Source organism: Bradyrhizobium daqingense (genome assembly GCF_021044685.1).
Classification (GTDB): Bacteria; Pseudomonadota; Alphaproteobacteria; order Rhizobiales; family Xanthobacteraceae; genus Bradyrhizobium; species Bradyrhizobium daqingense.
Genome location: NZ_CP088014.1, coordinates 6,150,841 through 6,168,987 on the forward strand (window position 1 = coordinate 6,150,841; position 18,147 = coordinate 6,168,987).

Annotated in this window: 18 protein-coding genes; 6 read left to right on the forward strand and 12 right to left on the reverse strand. The window is 61.3% G+C overall.

From position 1 onward, the window contains the following. Positions 1-53: 53 nt before the first annotated feature. From LPJ38_RS29405 to LPJ38_RS29415, 3 genes are read right to left on the reverse strand one after another with little or no spacing between them, the layout of a single operon-like run. Entirely contained in the window at positions 54-833 is a 780-nt protein-coding gene (locus LPJ38_RS29405; RefSeq protein WP_145642512.1) for a sulfite exporter TauE/SafE family protein, read from the reverse strand. A gap of 24 nt (positions 834-857) precedes the next feature. Next, on the reverse strand, positions 858-1,406 hold the full coding sequence (locus LPJ38_RS29410) for a rhodanese family protein (RefSeq protein WP_145642510.1): 549 nt from the start codon (positions 1,404-1,406) through the stop codon (positions 858-860). 24 nt (positions 1,407-1,430) lie between these two features. Next, positions 1,431-1,760 carry an ArsR/SmtB family transcription factor gene (locus LPJ38_RS29415; RefSeq protein WP_145642508.1) on the reverse strand — a complete coding sequence of 110 codons (330 nt, stop codon included), beginning with the start codon at positions 1,758-1,760 and terminating at the stop codon, positions 1,431-1,433. Between the two features lie 92 nt (positions 1,761-1,852). Between LPJ38_RS29415 and LPJ38_RS29420 the strand changes: the two genes are divergently transcribed. After that, entirely contained in the window at positions 1,853-2,740 is an 888-nt protein-coding gene (locus LPJ38_RS29420) for an MBL fold metallo-hydrolase (RefSeq protein ID WP_145642506.1), read from the forward strand. Positions 2,741-2,889: 149 nt separating this feature from the next. Here LPJ38_RS29420 and LPJ38_RS29425 read toward each other — a convergent pair whose 3' ends face one another. Continuing rightward, positions 2,890-3,543 carry a DUF6064 family protein gene (locus LPJ38_RS29425; RefSeq protein ID WP_145642504.1) on the reverse strand — a complete coding sequence of 218 codons (654 nt, stop codon included), beginning with the start codon at positions 3,541-3,543 and terminating at the stop codon, positions 2,890-2,892. 276 nt (positions 3,544-3,819) lie between these two features. Between LPJ38_RS29425 and LPJ38_RS29430 the strand changes: the two genes are divergently transcribed. From LPJ38_RS29430 to LPJ38_RS29440, 3 genes are read left to right on the forward strand one after another with little or no spacing between them, the layout of a single operon-like run. Further along, positions 3,820-5,352 carry a thymidine phosphorylase family protein gene (locus LPJ38_RS29430; protein ID WP_145642502.1) on the forward strand — a complete coding sequence of 511 codons (1,533 nt, stop codon included), beginning with the start codon at positions 3,820-3,822 and terminating at the stop codon, positions 5,350-5,352. Beyond that, positions 5,349-6,269, forward strand: coding sequence for a ribose-phosphate pyrophosphokinase (locus LPJ38_RS29435; protein ID WP_145642500.1), 921 nt, complete (start codon positions 5,349-5,351; stop codon positions 6,267-6,269). Before LPJ38_RS29430 ends, LPJ38_RS29435 begins: the two co-directional genes overlap by 4 nt. Further along, the gene (locus tag LPJ38_RS29440) at positions 6,266-7,861 is read left to right on the forward strand and encodes an MBL fold metallo-hydrolase (protein WP_145642498.1); all 1,596 of its coding nucleotides are present in this window, start codon (positions 6,266-6,268) and stop codon (positions 7,859-7,861) included. Before LPJ38_RS29435 ends, LPJ38_RS29440 begins: the two co-directional genes overlap by 4 nt. Positions 7,862-7,891: 30 nt before the next feature. Here LPJ38_RS29440 and LPJ38_RS29445 read toward each other — a convergent pair whose 3' ends face one another. From LPJ38_RS29445 to LPJ38_RS29460, 4 genes are all read right to left on the reverse strand, one after another. Continuing rightward, complete coding sequence (locus LPJ38_RS29445; protein ID WP_145642496.1) at positions 7,892-9,004, reverse strand: OpgC domain-containing protein; 1,113 nt, start codon at positions 9,002-9,004, stop codon at positions 7,892-7,894. A gap of 41 nt (positions 9,005-9,045) precedes the next feature. Beyond that, complete coding sequence (locus LPJ38_RS29450; protein ID WP_038944195.1) at positions 9,046-9,507, reverse strand: CBS domain-containing protein; 462 nt, start codon at positions 9,505-9,507, stop codon at positions 9,046-9,048. A gap of 82 nt (positions 9,508-9,589) precedes the next feature. Further along, positions 9,590-9,712 (reverse strand): universal stress protein, encoded by a 123-nt coding sequence (locus LPJ38_RS29455; RefSeq protein WP_231088443.1) that lies wholly within the window; start codon positions 9,710-9,712, stop codon positions 9,590-9,592. 113 nt (positions 9,713-9,825) lie between these two features. After that, positions 9,826-10,272 carry a baeRF12 domain-containing protein gene (locus LPJ38_RS29460; protein ID WP_145642494.1) on the reverse strand — a complete coding sequence of 149 codons (447 nt, stop codon included), beginning with the start codon at positions 10,270-10,272 and terminating at the stop codon, positions 9,826-9,828. A 666-nt stretch (positions 10,273-10,938) separates the two neighbouring features. Here LPJ38_RS29460 and LPJ38_RS29465 point away from each other — a divergent pair. After that, entirely contained in the window at positions 10,939-11,388 is a 450-nt protein-coding gene (locus LPJ38_RS29465; protein WP_145642492.1) for a c-type cytochrome, read from the forward strand. Positions 11,389-11,789: 401 nt separating this feature from the next. Here LPJ38_RS29465 and LPJ38_RS29470 read toward each other — a convergent pair whose 3' ends face one another. The 4 genes from LPJ38_RS29470 to LPJ38_RS29485 are packed head-to-tail and all read right to left on the reverse strand — an operon-like array spanning position 11,790 to position 17,413. Next, complete coding sequence (locus LPJ38_RS29470) at positions 11,790-14,498, reverse strand: cation-translocating P-type ATPase (protein WP_145642490.1); 2,709 nt, start codon at positions 14,496-14,498, stop codon at positions 11,790-11,792. Between the two features lie 21 nt (positions 14,499-14,519). Continuing rightward, a complete protein-coding gene (locus tag LPJ38_RS29475) occupies positions 14,520-16,805 on the reverse strand; it encodes a heavy metal translocating P-type ATPase (protein ID WP_145642488.1) in 2,286 nt (761 codons plus the stop codon). A 15-nt stretch (positions 16,806-16,820) separates the two neighbouring features. Beyond that, positions 16,821-17,162, reverse strand: coding sequence for a c-type cytochrome (locus LPJ38_RS29480; protein WP_208750654.1), 342 nt, complete (start codon positions 17,160-17,162; stop codon positions 16,821-16,823). Positions 17,163-17,188: 26 nt separating this feature from the next. Continuing rightward, complete coding sequence (locus LPJ38_RS29485; RefSeq protein ID WP_158644818.1) at positions 17,189-17,413, reverse strand: hypothetical protein; 225 nt, start codon at positions 17,411-17,413, stop codon at positions 17,189-17,191. Between the two features lie 208 nt (positions 17,414-17,621). Here LPJ38_RS29485 and LPJ38_RS29490 point away from each other — a divergent pair, with 208 nt between their 5' ends. Beyond that, complete coding sequence (locus tag LPJ38_RS29490) at positions 17,622-18,074, forward strand: pyridoxamine 5'-phosphate oxidase family protein (RefSeq protein WP_028151327.1); 453 nt, start codon at positions 17,622-17,624, stop codon at positions 18,072-18,074. Positions 18,075-18,147 lie beyond the last annotated feature (73 nt).

Sequence of the window (18,147 nt, forward strand, 5' to 3'; positions counted from 1 at the left end):
CCTCATTCGTGCGGGCACTTTGGTCTATCGACCGCTTGTTTCGAAGTCTCCAATCACGTGAGGCCGAGATTGCGGACCAGCATATAGATCGCCACCGCGAATATCAGGGCCGCGAATATGGTGTTCAACGCACCTTTGCGCGCGGCGAGCGAGCTTGCCGAGCCGGCGCCGAGCATCCCGCCAACAACTCCGCCGGAGATAAACAACGCAGCGAGATACCAATCCACCAAACCGGACAGGGCGTAGTTGGCCGCCGTCGTCAGGCCGAAAGCGGTCACCGCCACAAGGGAGGAACCGACCGCATAGAGGATAGGCATGCCAGTGGCCGCAATCAGCGCCGGTACGATCAGAAACCCACCGCCGATCCCGAAGAAGCCGGACAAGGCTCCCGTGAGACCTCCCAGGGCGACGAGTTTCGGCAGGTTCTCTCTGTTAAGCCGGACCGATGGCTCGCCCGCGCCGGCCCGGCCCTTCAGCATCAGCGCGCCCACCGCCATCATGAGGATAGCGAACAACGCCAGCAACTTCTGTCCTTCGATGATCTTGCCAAGGGTAGAGCCCAGAAAGGCGCCGGCCATGCCTGCGAGCGCGAACACAGAGGCGCAACGCCACTTCACGTTACCGGCCCGAGCGTGGTTGACGAGGTTCACTGCAGCGTTCGCCGCAACTGCGACCGCACTGGTGCCGATCGCCACATGCGGATCCGACACCCCGACGAGATAGACGAGGAGCGGCACGGCCAAGATGGATCCGCCTCCTCCGACCAGCCCCAGCGAAAAGCCGACCAACGAGCCAGAGGCAAGGCCGAACGCACCTTGGGTCAGCGACAACATTGTGGGCAACTCCTCAAAGCACTGTCAGGCGGCCCGTCTGGGCGCGCCGTAGACGCTGCGGTTCCAAGGCGCGCGCATGAGAATGCGGGCCATGCCACAGAAGCCTGTGACACCAGCCGTGAACAGCCCCGCACCGACGAAGGCCGGTACAGCGAAGAACCACGGCGATACGAAGAGCCCGAGCAACGTGCCCACGACCGCAAGACTGCCAGCCCCGATCTGCACTTGGCGCTGAAGCTCCAGCGGTTGGCGCTGGTCGTTCACGACCGGTAGGCCGGCCTTGCGCCAGGCGTCGAGCCCGCCTTCGACGATAAAGGCTTCGCAGGGTTCGCTCAGCTTCGCCGCGAGCCGTGGCGCGTTGGCCTGAGTGCGGGCGCCGCTTTTGCAATGAAAGATGACCGGCTGGCCCCGATGCAAGGCGAAGTCGGCCTCGTCGAGCTTCGACAGGGGAAGGTGCCGCGCGCCCGGAATTTTCTCGCGGGCGTGCTCATCAGCTTCGCGGATGTCGATCAGGAGCGCGCCACTGTCGAGAAGGCGGCGTGCCTCGGCTGGCTTGATTGTGGGTAGTGACATGATTAACTCCTTTACTCTCCTAAATCAGCTCTTCGCCTTGACGGGCTTGCAATAGAGCTCGTGCAGCGTCGCAAAAAGTTGCTCGATGCGCGGATCGGCGATCCGGTACCAGAGCGTTTGGCTTTCGCGCCGAAAGGCGACGAGCCCCTCCTCGCGCATCTTTGCGAGGTGCTGCGACAGGGCCGATTGCGACAGCCCCACGGCTTCCGCGAGGGCATTCACGTTGCTCTCGCCGCATTCGACGAGGTTGCACAGGATCATCAGCCGACGCTCGTTGGCGAGCGCGCGCAGGATGCCGGCGACCTCAACGGCCTGCTTTTCGAATGTCTCCAGATCGAAGGCCCGGGCAGCCATTGGCCAACTCCATATATTAGATGTTGCTTATTTAGCACTTGCTAATATATACGTCAACTTCAGACAAGCCGGTGACATCAGGAGGTTAAGCCATGCCAGGACAACCCATCATCCGAGCGTTCTTCGACGAGCCGACCAACACGGTGAGCTACCTGGTCGCCGATCCGGCGACCAAGAAGGCCGCTATCATCGACCCCGTATTTGATTACGACCACAACTCGGGCGAGGTGGACACGCGATCGGTAGCGTCCATGCTGAGGACCGCCGAAGAGGCGGCCTACACGATCGAATGGGTGCTGGAGACGCATGCCCATGCCGATCATCTCTCGGGCGCCCCCTTCATCAAGGCGAAGACCGGTGCCCAAATCGGCATCGGCGAACACATCAAGGACGTGCAGCGCATCTTCCGGCCGATATTCAATGCCACCGACCTGAAGACGGACGGCAGCGACTTCGACCGCCTCTTCCGGGACGACGAGCGCTTCAAGATCGGCGAACTCGACGTGGAGGTGATCTTCACGCCCGGGCACACGCCCGCCGACGTCTCTTACAAGATCGAGGATGCCCTGTTCGTCGGCGACACCCTGTTCATGCCGGACTACGGCACGGCGCGGGCCGACTTCCCAGGCGGCGACGCGCACAAGCTCTACCGGTCGATCAAGCGCCTCCTGGCGCTGCCACCCGAGACACGGCTATTTATGTGTCACGACTATAAGGCGCCGGGCCGCGACACATACGCCTGGGAGACCACGGTGCGCGAACAGCGCGAGAAGAACGTCCAGGCCAAGGAGGGTGTCACGGAGGCTGAATTCGTGGCCATGCGCCAAGCGCGCGATGCCACGCTCTCAGCGCCCAGGCTGCTACTACCTTCCATCCAGGTCAACATTCGCGCCGGCAAATTTCCGCCTGCCGAAGCCAACGGAGTACGCTATCTCACCATTCCCGTGACGCTGAAAGGAGGAGCGGAGACCTGCGTTTGAGGCAGGCCAGCCGCTATCGTCTGTGATTCTCATCATTGCGATGCCGCTTTCGCTCGTTCTTGTTATCGGCGGACGCGCAGGAAAGAACGATGTCGTCCTCTGAGGCCAGAGCAGACGGGCACTGAAGCAAGATTGCAGAACGCTACCCCTCACCGCGAGGAGGCTGACGCCAGCCTCTGGTCGCGGCCAGCGAGCAAAACGGCTGATACGATTCCACTCACGAGCAGCACCCAGTCCTGCGGCACATGCAGCAGGATTGCCGCGCTGCCGCCGATGAGCGACCAGAGGATAGGAATAATCAGCAGCAGGCGGGGGATCGGCCGGATTGTGAGCAGCAACATCCCGAACGTGAAGATCGTGACGGGGCATGGCCTTACACCGAACGCAGGCAGTTCCGCAAGGTCATGACCGGTCGCCACTCCAAAAAGCCAGTAGATGGCAGCCGCATAGAGAACGAATGCAATGCCAATCCATGCCGCCGGACCGCTGCTCCGGCCGAAAGTCATTCGACCCTGTATGACGCCAACGTATCCAAACGCCATGGCCTGAACTGCGAACAGCGCACCGAATGCATAGGCCATTTTGTTGATCGGCGCGAAAAATATCAAATGATAGATGAGCCCCGTCCACGCCCACATCGCAGCAAGGACACCGGCGATGATCTCATCGGATCGCTTGCACCTGCGGAATACCAGTGCGAACGCCAGGCCCCCTATCATCAAGGCAACGATCTGCGCCGGCCAGATCGCTCTGTTGTAGCTCGCGAAGGCCCCGAAAAATTGCTCGACAGAGAACGGCAACATATCACTGCTCCCCTGGCGATCTAACGTTAGCTGCTTCCGATGCCTCTCATTTGACGCGGATCAAGTCGGAAGACCTGTTGAAGAGCCCGCCAGCCCCCACTCTCCTGCCGCGTATCTGGAGACAGTACGAGCTCATCGGTCTCACTGAGGCAACCGCATCGCCGGCGCCCCACGACCTCTCTGTGCTTGAGGACCGGCGAAGGGTTGATCTGTCGCAAATCGGGGCTCCTGGGCGAGCCCTATCCTCGCTTCACCGCGACAAAGAAGTTTTCATCGATGAACGCCATTCCACCCGGCCGCGCGCAGCTCAGATCCCGCCGTGTCAATCTCGACACCGGCCGGGAAAACGTCGTTGTAATCTCCCGTCGCTCAACGGCGCTGCGGCCGGACCTGTTTCGAGGATTTTCGAGAGTCGAGCTGCGCAGCGGCTCGAAGACGCAGCTGGCGACGGTGCTTCTCACCGATGATGACGGCCTGGTCGGGCCCGACCAGCTTGGCATGGCGGAGCCGGCGTTTCGGCGCTTTGGACAGCCGGCAGGCACCTACATTGCGGTTACCCCTGCTCCCTCCCCGCCAAGCCTGGACGCGGTTCGCGCCAAGATTCAGGGCAAGACACTTGAAGCTCCCGAGATCGGCGCAATTGTCGACGATCTCGTGCATTACCGCTATTCGGACATGGAAATCGCTGCATTCCTCGTCAGTTCCGCAAATTTCATGACATCCGGGGAGTTGATCGCGCTCACAGAGGCCATGGCCAGAGCCGGGACGCAGCTCAGATGGAATACGAAGACTGTCGTCGACAAGCATTGCATTGGCGGCATTCCCGGCAATCGCACGTCGATGATCGTGGTGCCGATTGTAGCCGCACACGGGCTGACAATCCCGAAGACGTCGTCACGCGCAATCACGTCGCCAGCCGGAACGGCCGACACCATGGAGGTGCTGGCCCGGGTCGACCTCAGCGTCGAAGCTATGAAAGAGGTCGTCGCGTCGTGCAATGGCTGTCTTGCATGGGGCGGACACGTCAACCTGTCTCCGGCAGACGACATCCTGATCGGCGTCGAGCGACCACTGGCGCTGGATACGCACGAACAGATGGTTGCATCCATCATGTCGAAGAAGCTGGCTGCCGGCTCGACGCATCTTCTCATCGACCTTCCGGTTGGGCCCAACGCCAAGCTTACGACTGCATCCCAGGCTATGCGACTTCGCAAGCTGTTTCAGTTCGTCGGCGATCGATTTGGCCTCGTAGTGGAGGTCGTGACCACTGATGGACGGCAGCCCATCGGCAGGGGTATCGGCCCGGCGCTTGAGGCACAGGACGTAATGGCAGTCCTTGCTAATGAGCCCCAAGCCCCGCGCGATCTTCGTGAGAAGTCGCTACGCCTTGCCGCCCACCTTCTGGAACACGACCCTGATTTGCGCGGTGGCACCGGCTATGCGCGGGCAAGCGAGCTCCTGGAAAGCGGGGCGGCGCTTCGACAGATGGTGAAGATCATCGAGGCCCAGGGCCCTGCGCCTTCCGCGAGCAAAATCGGCACCCTTACCATCGACGTTTGCGCCGAACGAGATGGTGTCGTCGCAGCGATCGATTGCTTGCGTCTCAACCGGCTGGCGCGGACGGCCGGCGCCCCGCTCGACAAGGGCGCCGGCATCAAGTTGTACAAGAAGATTGGCGATCGGGTCGAGCAAGGAGAGCCGCTCTATCGCATTCACGCGTTCGAGCCCTCGGCGTTTGACCTTGCTGTCGGCATGGCCCAGCTGGACTCTGCTTACCGGATCGAACCGCAAGCCGGGGCAGCACCATGACCCGGAGCGCAGTTCAATGGCTGCCCACTTCCACCCATTTCGGGCTTCGGCTTGCTGAAACTCTGGGTATTGTCGGCCATGAAATCATCTTGCATCGATTTCCCGATGGCGAGCTGCGGGCGACCGTCGGCCCAGCGGCAACCACCACGATAGTCTGTTGCTCGCTCAATCAGCCCAATGAAAAGCTGATTGCGCTGTTGTTTGCTGCAGAAGCCTTGCGGCGCGGTGGAGCCAAGCGGCTCGTGCTCGTTTCGCCTTATCTCGGCTACATGCGCCAGGACGCAGCGTTCCATCCCGGCGAGGCGATCAGTCAGCGCGCAATCGGTACCCTTCTGGCGAGCACCTTCGATTGCGTCATCACGTTTGATGCCCATCTCCATCGGACGCCCAATCTCGCCGGGGTCTTTCCTGGCATTGAAGCGCACAACCTGTCGGCGGCTCCTGCGATCGAAGCTGTGCTTCGTGCCGACACAGTCGCGCCCACGACGGTCGTGGTCGGCCCCGATGAGGAGTCGCGATCTTGGGTGGCCGACATTGCCGGCCGTCTCGGACTTTCGTACAGCGTGGCGCGAAAAGTACGCCGGACTGATCAATCGGTGCAGATCGCATTCCCGGACACGACGCTGTTCGCCGGGCGTCCCGTGCTCTTCATCGACGACATCGTGTCGTCCGGTGGGACCCTTACCGCCTGCGCGGAAGCTCTTGCCGCGTCAGGAGCCTCTTCTATCGAGGCCATTATCGTTCATGCACTATTTCCGCCGGCGTTTATGACAGAGTTCGGTCGCGCCGGCATTCGTTCCGTCCGATCCACCAACAGTGTGCCACATCCAACCAACGCCATCCGCCTCGACGATCTTCTCGCCCGCGCGTTGCGGCGGGAAGTTGTTGGCATGCCGGAGACTGGGAGTCCCCCGTGAGCGTCACCATCCAGTTTTGCGGCGCCGCCCGCACCGTTACCGGCTCCTGCTATCTCTTTGTTACGCCGAAAGGACAATTCCTGGTCGATTGCGGGTTGTTTCAGGGACCGAAAACGTTGAAAGCGCTGAACTACGGTGCGTTCCCGTTCCGCCCGGCGGATGTCGACGCCGTTTTGCTGACGCACGCCCACATCGACCACAGCGGGCTCCTGCCGAAGCTCAAGCGTGAAGGCTTTTCAGGCCCGATCCTGGCGACGCGCGGCACCATCGACCTCTGCTCCTACATGCTTCCCGACGCAGGCAACATCCAGGAAACGGAGGTTGCCGCCCTGAACCGCCGAAACGCCGCCCGAGGGCGGGGCGCTGTAACGGCCATCTATACACAAGCCGATGCGATTGCGACCCTGGATGCCTTTCGGCCCGTCGAATACCAGGCGTGGTACGCGGTGATACCTGGCGTCCGCGCCCGCTATTGGAATGCGGGACATTTGCTCGGCTCGGCTTCGATCGAGCTGGAATTCGCCGAGCAAGGCAGAAACGGAGGGCCGTTGCGTGTCCTGATGTCGGGTGACATCGGCCCAGACGCCAAACTGCTGGAGCCGGATCCGGAGGCACCGACCAGCCTCGACTACGTATTTTGCGAGTCGACCTACGGCGATAGCGACCGCCCGTCCACAACTCACGCACTGCGTCGCGCGCATCTCGCCCAGGAGGTGCGCGATGCCGCCAGCGGGCGCGGCGCACTGTTAATCCCCGCTTTTGCGGTAGAACGGACCCAGGAGCTGATCGTCGATCTGGCCGACTTGATGGTCCGCGGTGAGATTCCGACCGCACCAATTTTCCTCGATTCGCCTTTGGCGATCCGTGCGACGGAAGTCTTTCGGAATAACACGGCCAGTCTCGATCCGAGCGCCGATTTGGACCGGCTTCTGACTTCCAGTCAGTTGCACTTCACGGAAACCGTTGATGAGAGCAAGTCGATCGCCAGGCTCTCCGGCTTCCATATCATCATTGCCGCAAGTGGAATGTGCGACGCCGGCCGCATCCGCCATCATCTGAAGCGATGGTTGTGGCGCAGGGAGTGCACGGTCTTGCTCGCGGGATTCCAGGCACAAGGTACCCTAGGCCGCTTTCTGCGAGATGGCGCGAAAGCGGTGAGGATACAGGGCGAAGAGATCAAAGTCGCTGCGAGGATTCGATATATCGACGAATACTCAGGGCACGCCGACGGTCCGGAACTCGCGCGCTGGATTGCCGCGCGGCGACCCATTCATCGCGGTCTGTTCATCGTGCATGGGGAGGAGCACGCGCTCGGAGGCCTTCTGCACCGGGTCGCCGAGCGAACCGTTCCGACCGCGCAGATTTTCACGCCTATGCTGGACGACGTCTACGAATTATCGACAGCCGCGCCGACACCGATCGACGTTGCTCGCCGCCGCAGGCTCGCTCCCGATGCAGTCGTCAGCCTCGATTGGCACAACGATATGTCCAAACTGCTTCTCGATATCAATGACCAGATCGAAGCGGCCGCAGACGATCGATCACGGGGCGTGATCATCCGAAAATTGCGCAGAGCGCTTGAAGGCATGTGAGCCGGTCCGAAGTGTCGAAGATGTACCTGATCAAAGTAGCCTTATTCGAGGCGCGGCAAGGCCCGCGAACCCGGTCAGCAATGTGGCAAAGACGGTAAGAAGAGCGATGCCTGTGCCGCTGACGATGACTTGAGCGAGCATGCCGTCAGATATGGTTCTCAGAACGAGATATGCCGCAAGGGACAACAAGACCCCCACACAATAGATCTCTAGCGAATTCTCTCCGCAACGAACAGCTCCCAAGAGCATGCGTGACCGCATGACGCTCCAATGCGCCGGCGCGAGGTTGGCGACGCAGACCGCAAGCGCAAGGAAATGCAGAAGCCGCAGCGGATCAAGATCCGACTTGTCTATCGGATAGACCAAGGCTTTCAGGAATTGAGGAACTACGAGCTCAAGAGCCGGATTGATCCAACTCATTGTAACAGCCAGTGACCAAATCAGGTATGCGGCCGAAAGCATGATCGCCGGACGCGACATCACGAATGGCGCCAACCGCCCATGCCCCACCACCGCCCACCATCCACCGATCGTGACGAGGAATTGCCAGGCGAACGGGTTGAAATACCAGTCGTTCGTCGGCCACCCCCGAAAGTTCCAGCCGTAAGTCTGGACCAAGCCGTACAGCAGAGCCGAAGCGGCCAAGGCCGCATTTGGCCATCTGAGCAAAAGCAGGAGCCACGGCGCAAACAGTAAATGGAAGAGCACGAAGGTCGGCAGCACGTCCGTATTGACGGGACGGTATTGCAGGATCGCCGCACGCGACAGCGCTTCTCCCGGCTTCTGCAGGACGATCGCCACATTTGCCTCGTCTGCGAGGTCGGCATCCATCCAATGAACTGCCACGACCAGAAACAGCGTCAACAGCAGAAATGCCGAATAAATCTCCCAGATCCGCCGAACCGTATGACAGATCGTCGCCCAAGTCCCGGCGCTTCTGAACACGTGTCCATATGCCATCGTGCACGTCAGCCCCGAGACAAACATGAAGACTTCAGTGGTGTCGCTGAATCCATAATGGCTCAACGTTAGCCAGCTACAGATATTCCCTGGTATGTGGTTGATGAAGACGAACCAGAGTGCAATGCCTCTGCAGGCATCGAGCCGAATGTCGCGGTCTGGCATCTTGTGGAGTGGACCCATCGCAAGTGCTCGAAATACCCCCGCTCGGCTGACCCTATCCCTTAAGCCCTGCCAGGCTCCCCAAGACAGCTTGCCAGCGCTGTGAGCATCTGCATTCGGCCCACGATACCCACGACCTTTCTCTTGCGGAGCACCGGCACCTGCGAGATCTGGTAGACATCCATTTCCTTGACGACAGCATCGATCGTGGCATTCTCGTCGACGCAAACAGGATGACGGCTCATGACTGCTTCGACCCGCAGTCCCCTGGTTCGCTCACGAGCGAGCTCGCCCTCCTGCTTCCCCAGTAACCATTCGAGCCAACACCCTTCGGGATAGGTGACGCCCAACTCGCGACGATGGAGGAAGTCGCCTTCGGCAATGATGCCGACCAAGGCCCCTTCATCATCGAGGACCGGCAGGCCGCGCTGATTGGTCTCGAGCAGGAGATGGAGCGCCTCCAGCAGCGGCGCTTCCGGCTTCACGGTTGCAAACGACCTCCGCATGATATCTGATGCCCGCATTGCCTGTCTCCCATCAAAATCGCGAGCCGGGCTTTCTCGATTGCAGCGTCGAACCGCCGTTGTCGAGACCGAGCATCGCGGCCTAGTGGACCATCATCAGGCAGACTCGCGCCTGCTGCAGAAGGCTATTCGTCATGCCGCTGAACATCCATTCGCCCAACCGGCTATGTCCATAACCTCCTGTAACGATGAGGTCGGCGCCCACTTCCGCAGCCAAGCGAATGAGACTTGACGCACATCAAGTGGGATATTCTCGTCCGCCCTCGAATCGCTTGTGCTCGGAGGCGACCTCGGCCAAGTTGCCCCACACGATCTGCCCTACTCGCGCAACAAGTGCTTTTCGATGTCGCCGACCGGGTGCCTGGTGAGGTCGTTGGCAAGCTCCGCCACGATCCGGCGCTTCACATCGGGATGGAAGTCCGACCGAAGCGCCGCCAGAGTGCGCGGCGGTGCGACGACGATCAGCGCCGTCGATGGCTCGCCGCGTACAATGCGCTCCACGGCTACCGCCACCTGCTTCACAAAGCGGCGCTCCTCGAGCTCATGCCAACCGCTCGTCTCCACCGCGCTTCTTTGCCCGCTATGCGCGGCTTTGCTCACCCGGCCCGGCCGGTCGCTTCCCTGGTCGTGGGTTGCCGGATTCTGATCCTCGAAGGCGGCTTCCACCCTCAAGTTCGGGAATTTTTCGTCACCTTCGTTCCGGAAGAACAGAGCCTTTCGCCCATCGCCGACGAACACCACGGCGTGATGCGGTATCTTGATCATTGGGATCTCCTCCTTACACAGCCTCTATTCTGACCGCTCGTCGCTCCTGTTGCTTGATCCCGATCAATCTCGGCCGCTCTCAATCCGGCAAAATGTCGATAGTTGAGATCGAGCGCTTGATACGGAGGTTGTCATGCAGGCACGAGACGTGATGGCTTCCCCCGTTACAACGTGCCGGCCGAACGACGCAGCGCCGCGACCATCTGCTCTCTGCTCGCCACGAATCCTATATTCGCGGCTCTTGCTTCTTCTCATCAACCGACGCGACACGCTTGCGAAACAGTATGGCAGTGTCCGCAAAACTCGCAACGCATTGGTGACCGCGGCAGAAATTTCGCAGCCGACCGAGCGCCGCATCGTTCAATCCAAACAGGCGCTCGTAGTCACGGAGGCTAATCTGGACAAGCGCTCCATCCTGCAGACTCTTGCAGCCTCTTCTCCAAATCGGGCAACGTAAAATTAGAACGCATGGGGCACCATTTGAAGGGGCGCAGGATTCCAAGGGTCCTGCCCGTTCCGCTATGCGAGAGCGCCTGCTGCCGCCAGCGTACAGCATTTCAAACCACTTATGAGCTTAAGCCGAAAGCCAGCCTTGATGTGCGTCAAACTGTCGGGATGCGAAACCGCTAATAGTTTACATCTTCCCAACCAGCGTCGGAGTGCGACATGGTAAGCTTTAGTAGAAAATGTTTGGTAATGGCCGGTCTGACCGCTGGTTTCGCCGCCGTAGCCCAGGCTGAAGACCTCGACATGGGAAGGTCAGAGTTTCAATCTTCGTGCGCCAGCTGTCATGGTACGGATGCGAGGGGCAAAGGACCGGTTAGCAACCAGCTTAAGATACCGCCTGCCGATCTGACGATGTTAGCCAAGAACAACAACGGTGTATTTCCCACGAACGCTGTTTATGAGATCGTAGAGGGATTGAAGACAATTCCAGCTCACGGCACTCGCGAAATGCCAGTTTGGGGAGAGCGATTCAACCCCGTCCTCAACTTGCCTCACTATGTTGATCCGTATTATTGGAAGATGGCTGGACCGGAGCAAAGCCCGGAAGTCGTCGTGCGAAAACGCATCCTCGCTGTTATCGATTATCTGAGCCGCAATCAGCAAGAGTAGCAAGCGACAGCGCCGCTGATTAGCGGTCTTGGAACGCTTGCTGCGCCGTCTGCCAACCGTGATGTCCGAAGCCGGTAACGCGCGGAAGATCAAATCGTCGCGGCGGTCGCGAGCATCACTCTCTAGCAGGCCTGGGGAGCGTTACCTCGATGCGCACCCGATCCGGAGGAATTGCAGCAAAAAAGCCATCGAGGCCATTGCGATCAGGTCAAACGAGTTTTGCGGAATGGCTTGATACTAAGCTGGATGAGCCTCCAACCAATACCGCTTGTGCGACCTCATCAGGGCGACACCTTAGCCGCGCAGCCCCGCCATTGTCGGCGCGCGTTGGGCAAGTAATTGCATGCTCCAGGCGGCCGAAGAAGTTTTGAAAACAAGAAGGAAAATAGCTTCCTTTGTCGCTATCGCACTCGCGCAATCCATCTGAAGACTGCGCTGACAGCTTGCGTGGCGATTAGCGGCGCCACGCTGAAGATAATCACGATCAACCACATTTCAGAGCTTGGGGGCGCAAGCTGCAATAGATGTGCTGCCGACGGTAGGTAGGTTGGCACAGCGAGCAGCGTTGCACAGAGCAAAAGCGCGCCCCACAACCAGCCGTTCCGCGTCACCTCGTTGACGAAGAGCGGCGAGCGCGGATCACGCATGTTGAACGTGTGCCAGAGCTGGGCAAAGGCGAGCGTGAGGAACGTGATAGTGACTGTTGATCGGGCATCGAGAGCGAGCCAGGCCGACGCAGCCAGCGCCCCGAACGTGCCTGCGGTCAACGCCGCCCCGTGCAGGACGATGGTGATCCATTGCCGGCGGCCCAGAATCGGCTCCTTTGGATCCCGCGGCGGCCGCTTGAGGATGCCCTCCTCGCCCTCGCCCATGGCAAGCGCGAAAGCGGGGAATACGTCTGTCACTAGATTGAGATACAGAATTTGCAGCGGCAGGAGGGGCAAAGGAAGCGCCAGCGATACGGCGAGGCCGACCGCCAACACCTCGCTGAGATTGCAGGACAAGAGGTAGGCGACGAAGCGGCGGATATTGGCGAAGATCACGCGCCCTTCGTGGATCGCCCTGATGATGGTTGGAAACGCGTCGTCGAGCAGGATCATGGCGGCCGCTTCGCGGGCGACATCGGTACCACGCAAGCCCATCGCCACACCGATATCGGCCTGCCGCAAGGCGGGTGCGTCATTCACCCCGTCGCCCGTCATGGCGACAATCTCGCCTGCAGCCTGATACGTCCGAACGAGGGCGAGTTTTTCATCTGGAGTGACTCTCGCGAAAATTCCTATGTCTTGGAGGGCAGGCTGCCCGGTTTCAATCATCTGCCTGATATTCTTGCCCTCCATGACATTCGAAACGTTCTCCCCAAGACCGACGGCTCGACCGATACTTTTCGCCGTCACCACGTGATCGCCCGTGACCATGACAACGCGAATTCCCGATTGCCGGCAGTCCTGGATGGCCGGTGGCACGTCGGCCCGGGCGGGGTCTTCCAAGCCGACAAGACCAGCAAGCACCAGCCTGTCATAGGGCGCGGCATCGGCCACCTGGTCGATTCTCGTCGCGCAGGCGAGCACCCGCAGGCCGTCATGGCCGAGCCGATCGGCTCGGCTGAGCCACTCCGCTCGCATGGTGTCATCAAGCGCGACCTCGCCATTGCCGACGGCTACGCGCGTCGTCGCCGCTAGGACCGCCTCGGGCGCCCCCTTCACGGCGATCAGTACACCCCTCCCATGCTCATGAACGGTCGCCATCATCTTGGCGACGGGATCAAAAGCATGCTTGCGCACGACGCCGCGCCCCTCCAGCAAGGTTGTCCGCCTGAAGCCGGCGCGTAGCCCAGCACGCAGAAGCGCGATCTCCATGGGATCGCCACTGCCGCGCTCCTCGGAACCATCGAGATGCGCGTCGTTGCATAGAACCGCGATCCGGAGCAATTCGGCCGCCTGCGGATCGCCTGCGACCTGCTGACCCTCGCCCCCCTCTGGAGCGCCGGTCCCGAACTCGATCTCGCCTGAGGGTGTGCAGAGCCGTCGCACCGTCATCCGATTCTCGGTCAGGGTACCGGTCTTGTCGGTGAGAACGACTGTTGTCGCCCCAAGCGTCTCGACTGCCGAGAGACGTTCGATCAGTGCATTTTGCTGTGCCATGCGCCACATGCCACGGGCAAGCGCAAGCGTCGCGACGATGGGGAGACCTTCCGGAATCCCGGCGACGGCGAGCGCGATGGCCGCCTCGATCATCAGGAGAGGGTCTTTGCCACTCAATAGACCAATGCCACCGATGATGGCGGCGACAGCGATAGTCGCCCAGACGAGTTGCACCGACAGACGCTCGAGCTTGCGCTCAAGGGGTGAATGACCCGGATCGGCCTCGAGAACTAGCCGCGTCACCCGGCCGAGTTCTGTGACGATTCCGGTCGCGACCACGACACCGGCGCCGGTGCCGCGCGTAATCGCGGTGCCCTTGAACGCCATCGACGCGCGATCGCCGAGACGGGTGTCTGCGCTGACCGGCTCGAACTGCTTGTCGACGGCGACGGATTCTCCGGTCAGCGACGACTCGTCCGCTGAAAGACGAGATGTCTCGATAAGGCGCAGGTCGGCCGAAACGGCATCACCAGCCTCCAAGACCACGACATCGCCCGGAACCAGTTCCTCGGCCGGGATCACATGAACCCGCCCCTCGCGTCGGACACGGGCGGTCCGCGTGCCGAGCGCGCGCAAAGCCTCGATCGATCGGACCGCCTTCAACTCGGTCACGAAGCCGATCAGCGTGTTGATGGCAAGCACCGCAGAGATGGCGCTGCCCTCCTCGAGTTCGCCGAAATAAAACGCCAGGCCGGCTGCGCCGCTCAGGAGATAGACGACTGGACTCCTGAACTGGTGCACCAGCAGGCGCAGCACGCCGGCTGAACGCCGCGAGGCGATGGTGTTCGCACCGAAATGCTTTCTCCGTGCGTTGACCTCGGCTTCGGACAGCCCCTCGGCGCCGGACACCCGGAACTGCCCGAGCAGTTCCGCCACGGACAGAGCATGCGGAAATTTCGGCAGTATCAGCGGGCCAACGACTTCCTTCTTCGCGATGGCTAACCTCCTTTGCGCCCGAATGGACATGTTGTGTCGCTAAGGCCGGGCCTAAGCCGCCACGGCTTCGTAGATGTCCTCTTCCTGAGCCGTGTGCATGCGCACCAGCGTCTCGATGGCCTCGATCACCCGTTGCGCATCTCGCACGATATAGCGGTCGATTTTCTCCGAGGGCATGTCCTCGACGATTCGGCTGAGCAGTCGGGCAAGGTGCAGGATCTCCCGATGGGCGCGGCTCATGGCTGAGAGGCCATGGCGCTCGCGCAGCACCTCCGCAAGCTTCGGATAGACGCTGTCTTCGTCGTCGCGCTCGTGTTTCACGACGCTGCTCTGAACCAGCCGCTGGGCCTCCCCGATCAACGTCTCGGCCGATTCGGGCGTCACGTCGTCCAGGGCATCGACGATTTTGCGCAGGCGATCCAAATCCCTGAACAAGGTCTGATGATCGTGATGCAATCTCAGCCCCTGCTCCGGGGTGATGCGACGGCCACCAGCGCCGAGGGCCGGAGTGAGCGCGCGCAGCGCGTTCACGATAACGGCGACATCGATCACCTCCTGCGTAATCGCCGCCGGCACCGGGGCGAGCCAACCCAGAGTGGCAGCGACCATAGCGACGAGCGAGAGCCCCATGCCGACGACAATACTTTGCAGGGCAATCCGCCGCGCCCGCTGCGCAATGATGATCGCTTCGCCCACACGGTCGAGGCGGTCGGCCAGGATCACCACATCGGCCGCTTCAGACGAAGCGCTGGCGCCCCGCGCCCCGAGCGCGACCCCGACGTCGGCTACGGCCAGCGCCGGGGCGTCGTTGATGCCATCGCCGACCATGATGGTCGGATGCAGCCGTTGCTCGCCCCTCACCGCCTCGACTTTGTCGGAAGGGACTCGGTCGGCCAGCACGGCATCGAGGTCGAGTGCCGCACCGATGGCCTGCGCCGCCGCGGCGCGATCGCCGGTGACCATCACCATGCGCGCGATGCCCGCATCGCGCAGCAGCCGAATCGCCCGCGGCGTATCTGCCCGCAGCTCGTCCGCCAGAAGCAACGCACCGATTGTACGCCCATCCACGGCGACAAAGACGATCAGTGCCGAGCGCCACGACGCGCGCCGGATGGCTCGCCGCTCCCACGGCGACGGCTCTGAATTCGAGGGTAGCATCTGTCGCGTGCCGGCCATGACCTGCTGTCCATCGATCAGGCCGCTCAGTCCCGAGCCCATCGCCTCCTTGACCTGTTCGGGGGCTTTCAGCTCGAGGCCGCGCTCTACGGCCGCCGCCACCACGGTCTTGGCAAGCACGTGATGCGAAGCCTGCTCAAGCGATGCCCCGAGCCTGAGAACCTCGTCCGGGTCCCCTCCCGGTGCAACCTCGATCGAAAGCAGCCGCGCCCCTCCGACGGTCAGGGTGCCCGTTTTATCGAAGAGTACGGTATGCGCGCGCGCCAGCGCCTCCAGCGCCCCACTGCCCTTGGCCAGGATGCCGCGGCGCGCCGCTTGCGCGACGCCGGCAATGAAAGCGACCGGCGCAGCCAAGATCAGCGGGCAAGGCGTCGCCGCCACCAGCACGGCGAGACTGCGGGTCAGATCTCCCGAGATGCGCCACGCCACGAAGGCGATGACGAGCGTCACCGGCAGAAGGATCAGAGCATAGCGATCGGCCATCCGTACAAAGGGAGCCTTTGCCGTCTGCGCCGCCGTCACCATACGCACGATGCCAGCGTAGGTGCTCTCGCCGGCCGGCGCAGTCACGGTCAATTCGAAAGTCTCTCCCGCGTTCAGCGAACCTGACAGAATGGCACTCCCACGCGCTTTTTCGACCGGGATTGGTTCGCCAGTAACGGCGGACTCGTCGATGGTGGCCGAGGCCGAGCCAACGATACCGTCGACCGGCACGATCTCGCCGGCTCGCACCAGGAGTTCCTCGCCGACCGAGACGGCATCGACCGGAACCTCTTCGATCCGTTCGCCGCTCTTGCGGTGAGCATGGCGCGGCGCACGATCGACCAGCGACCGCAGGTCGCGCTCGGCGCGTGCGACCGCGATATCTTCCAGCACGTTGCCGCCGGAATACATCAAGGCGACCACGGCTCCGGCAAGCGGTTGGCCAAGCGCCAACGCTGCGCTCATGGATAGCAGCGCAATCGCGTCCACGCCGAGCCGGCCGTTCAGAAGATCCCTGACGATCGAGAACGCCAGTCCTCCGATCACGGGCGCCGTGCCGATTGCCCATGCGAGGCCGGCCAGATCAGGCCGACCCGCGGCTCGCGCAAGAATACCCGCGGTCAATCCGGCGATTGCGATCGCAACAAGGGCCCATCGCAGAACCCGCTCAAACGACATGGTCTCATTCCGCAGCTACTTGCGTCCCGGTTTAGGTGGTTCCTGAATTGATTTCATGAAGTTCAGAGCTGCTATCGCATCTTCCCTGTTGAAGCGGAAGGTCGGCATCGAGGGATGAATGCTGCTGTAGCCCTCCTGCAGTCGCTCCAAGAAGTCGCTATCGTAGAGCTTGGTTTCGCTAAAGCTACGAAAGGGCGGCGCTTGCCTGTTAGGACTTGCCCCGGTCCTGCCAACAGAGTGACAGCGTGCGCACATTCTTTGTAGCAACTCTTTACCACGTTGCTGTTCCTCGTCGAGCGCGCGGGCGCCGGTGCTCGACCAGAGAACTATTGTCGAAAGTATCAGTAAGCATCGCATCGTCGCAGTCGTTCCCGCGAAACAGTTCACCAGCGCGAGGTTGTCTTGCCGTAAACATAGAGCGCAACCAACCCGACGGTCACCGCCGTCGAGAAGATCAAAATATTTCGATCCCAATCGACTCGCTCCTTCTCGACTCTTCTAAAAGCCAAGGCCGTAAATAGAGCCTTCAGGGCAACTCCGCGCATCAGAGCAGTCCTCCCTACTCGCACGATGTCACCGCTGTTAAAAGCCAGCTTGATGCAGCTCAACGAGTCAGCTCGGTGGATGGGTCCGCTATAGCGACAAACGTACCCGCCAAATAGCAGCGCCTCCTCCGGGAGCATTGGCACAATTGCCCTCAGGCGTATGAATAGGCCGACTGCGCCCAGACTTGGCGGCCGGCTTCATTGATACTTGACCTGCCTCAAAACGTGCCCGCGGCTCGGGAGCTAAACTGGTCTAAATCAGAGGCGACCAATGGACGAAAAGTTCAGGCGGAACATCCTTCGGCTTTTGAATCAGCACCGGACCACGAGGATCGCTACGGTACGACCTGACGGCTGGCCCCAGGTGACCACCGTCGGCTACGCCAACGATGGACTCGTCATCTATTTTCTTTGCGGAGCGGACAGCCAGAAGGCCGCCAACCTTGCGAGGGACGATCGGGTCTCGCTAACGGTGGACGACGATCCCGCCCAGGTGATGGACATCGCGGGTCTATCGATGGCGGCACGTGCGAAGCTTGTAACGGATCCCGCCGAATTCGAAAAAGCCTTGCGGCTCTTGATCTCGCGATATCCGAACCAGAAAGGCCTCGATCTCCCCATGCCGAAAACATCGGAGGTCTGCGTCTTCCGCCTGACACCCACGATCGTCTCGCTGCTCGACTACTCAAGGGGATTTGGACATACCGACCTTATCGCGTGCTAAAGAGCTGCGACCGATGCTCTCTCGAACTTTATCCTTAGTCTAAAGCGTCAGGACTAGAACGCATATCGGCCCA

Coding starts and splice junctions, on each gene's coding strand:
- LPJ38_RS29435 (WP_145642500.1), top strand. CDS start 5,349: ATGACCCGGAGCGCAGTTCAATGGCTGCCCACTTCCACCCATTTCGGG.
- LPJ38_RS29450 (WP_038944195.1), bottom strand. CDS start 9,507: ATGCGGGCATCAGATATCATGCGGAGGTCGTTTGCAACCGTGAAGCCG.
- LPJ38_RS29470 (WP_145642490.1), bottom strand. CDS start 14,498: ATGTCCATTCGGGCGCAAAGGAGGTTAGCCATCGCGAAGAAGGAAGTC.
- LPJ38_RS29480 (WP_208750654.1), bottom strand. CDS start 17,162: ATGCGATGCTTACTGATACTTTCGACAATAGTTCTCTGGTCGAGCACC.
- LPJ38_RS29425 (WP_145642504.1), bottom strand. CDS start 3,543: ATGTTGCCGTTCTCTGTCGAGCAATTTTTCGGGGCCTTCGCGAGCTAC.
- LPJ38_RS29465 (WP_145642492.1), top strand. CDS start 10,939: ATGGTAAGCTTTAGTAGAAAATGTTTGGTAATGGCCGGTCTGACCGCT.
- LPJ38_RS29430 (WP_145642502.1), top strand. CDS start 3,820: ATGAACGCCATTCCACCCGGCCGCGCGCAGCTCAGATCCCGCCGTGTC.
- LPJ38_RS29415 (WP_145642508.1), bottom strand. CDS start 1,760: ATGGCTGCCCGGGCCTTCGATCTGGAGACATTCGAAAAGCAGGCCGTT.
- LPJ38_RS29460 (WP_145642494.1), bottom strand. CDS start 10,272: ATGATCAAGATACCGCATCACGCCGTGGTGTTCGTCGGCGATGGGCGA.
- LPJ38_RS29445 (WP_145642496.1), bottom strand. CDS start 9,004: ATGGGTCCACTCCACAAGATGCCAGACCGCGACATTCGGCTCGATGCC.
- LPJ38_RS29405 (WP_145642512.1), bottom strand. CDS start 833: ATGTTGTCGCTGACCCAAGGTGCGTTCGGCCTTGCCTCTGGCTCGTTG.
- LPJ38_RS29420 (WP_145642506.1), top strand. CDS start 1,853: ATGCCAGGACAACCCATCATCCGAGCGTTCTTCGACGAGCCGACCAAC.
- LPJ38_RS29490 (WP_028151327.1), top strand. CDS start 17,622: ATGGACGAAAAGTTCAGGCGGAACATCCTTCGGCTTTTGAATCAGCAC.
- LPJ38_RS29475 (WP_145642488.1), bottom strand. CDS start 16,805: ATGTCGTTTGAGCGGGTTCTGCGATGGGCCCTTGTTGCGATCGCAATC.
- LPJ38_RS29410 (WP_145642510.1), bottom strand. CDS start 1,406: ATGTCACTACCCACAATCAAGCCAGCCGAGGCACGCCGCCTTCTCGAC.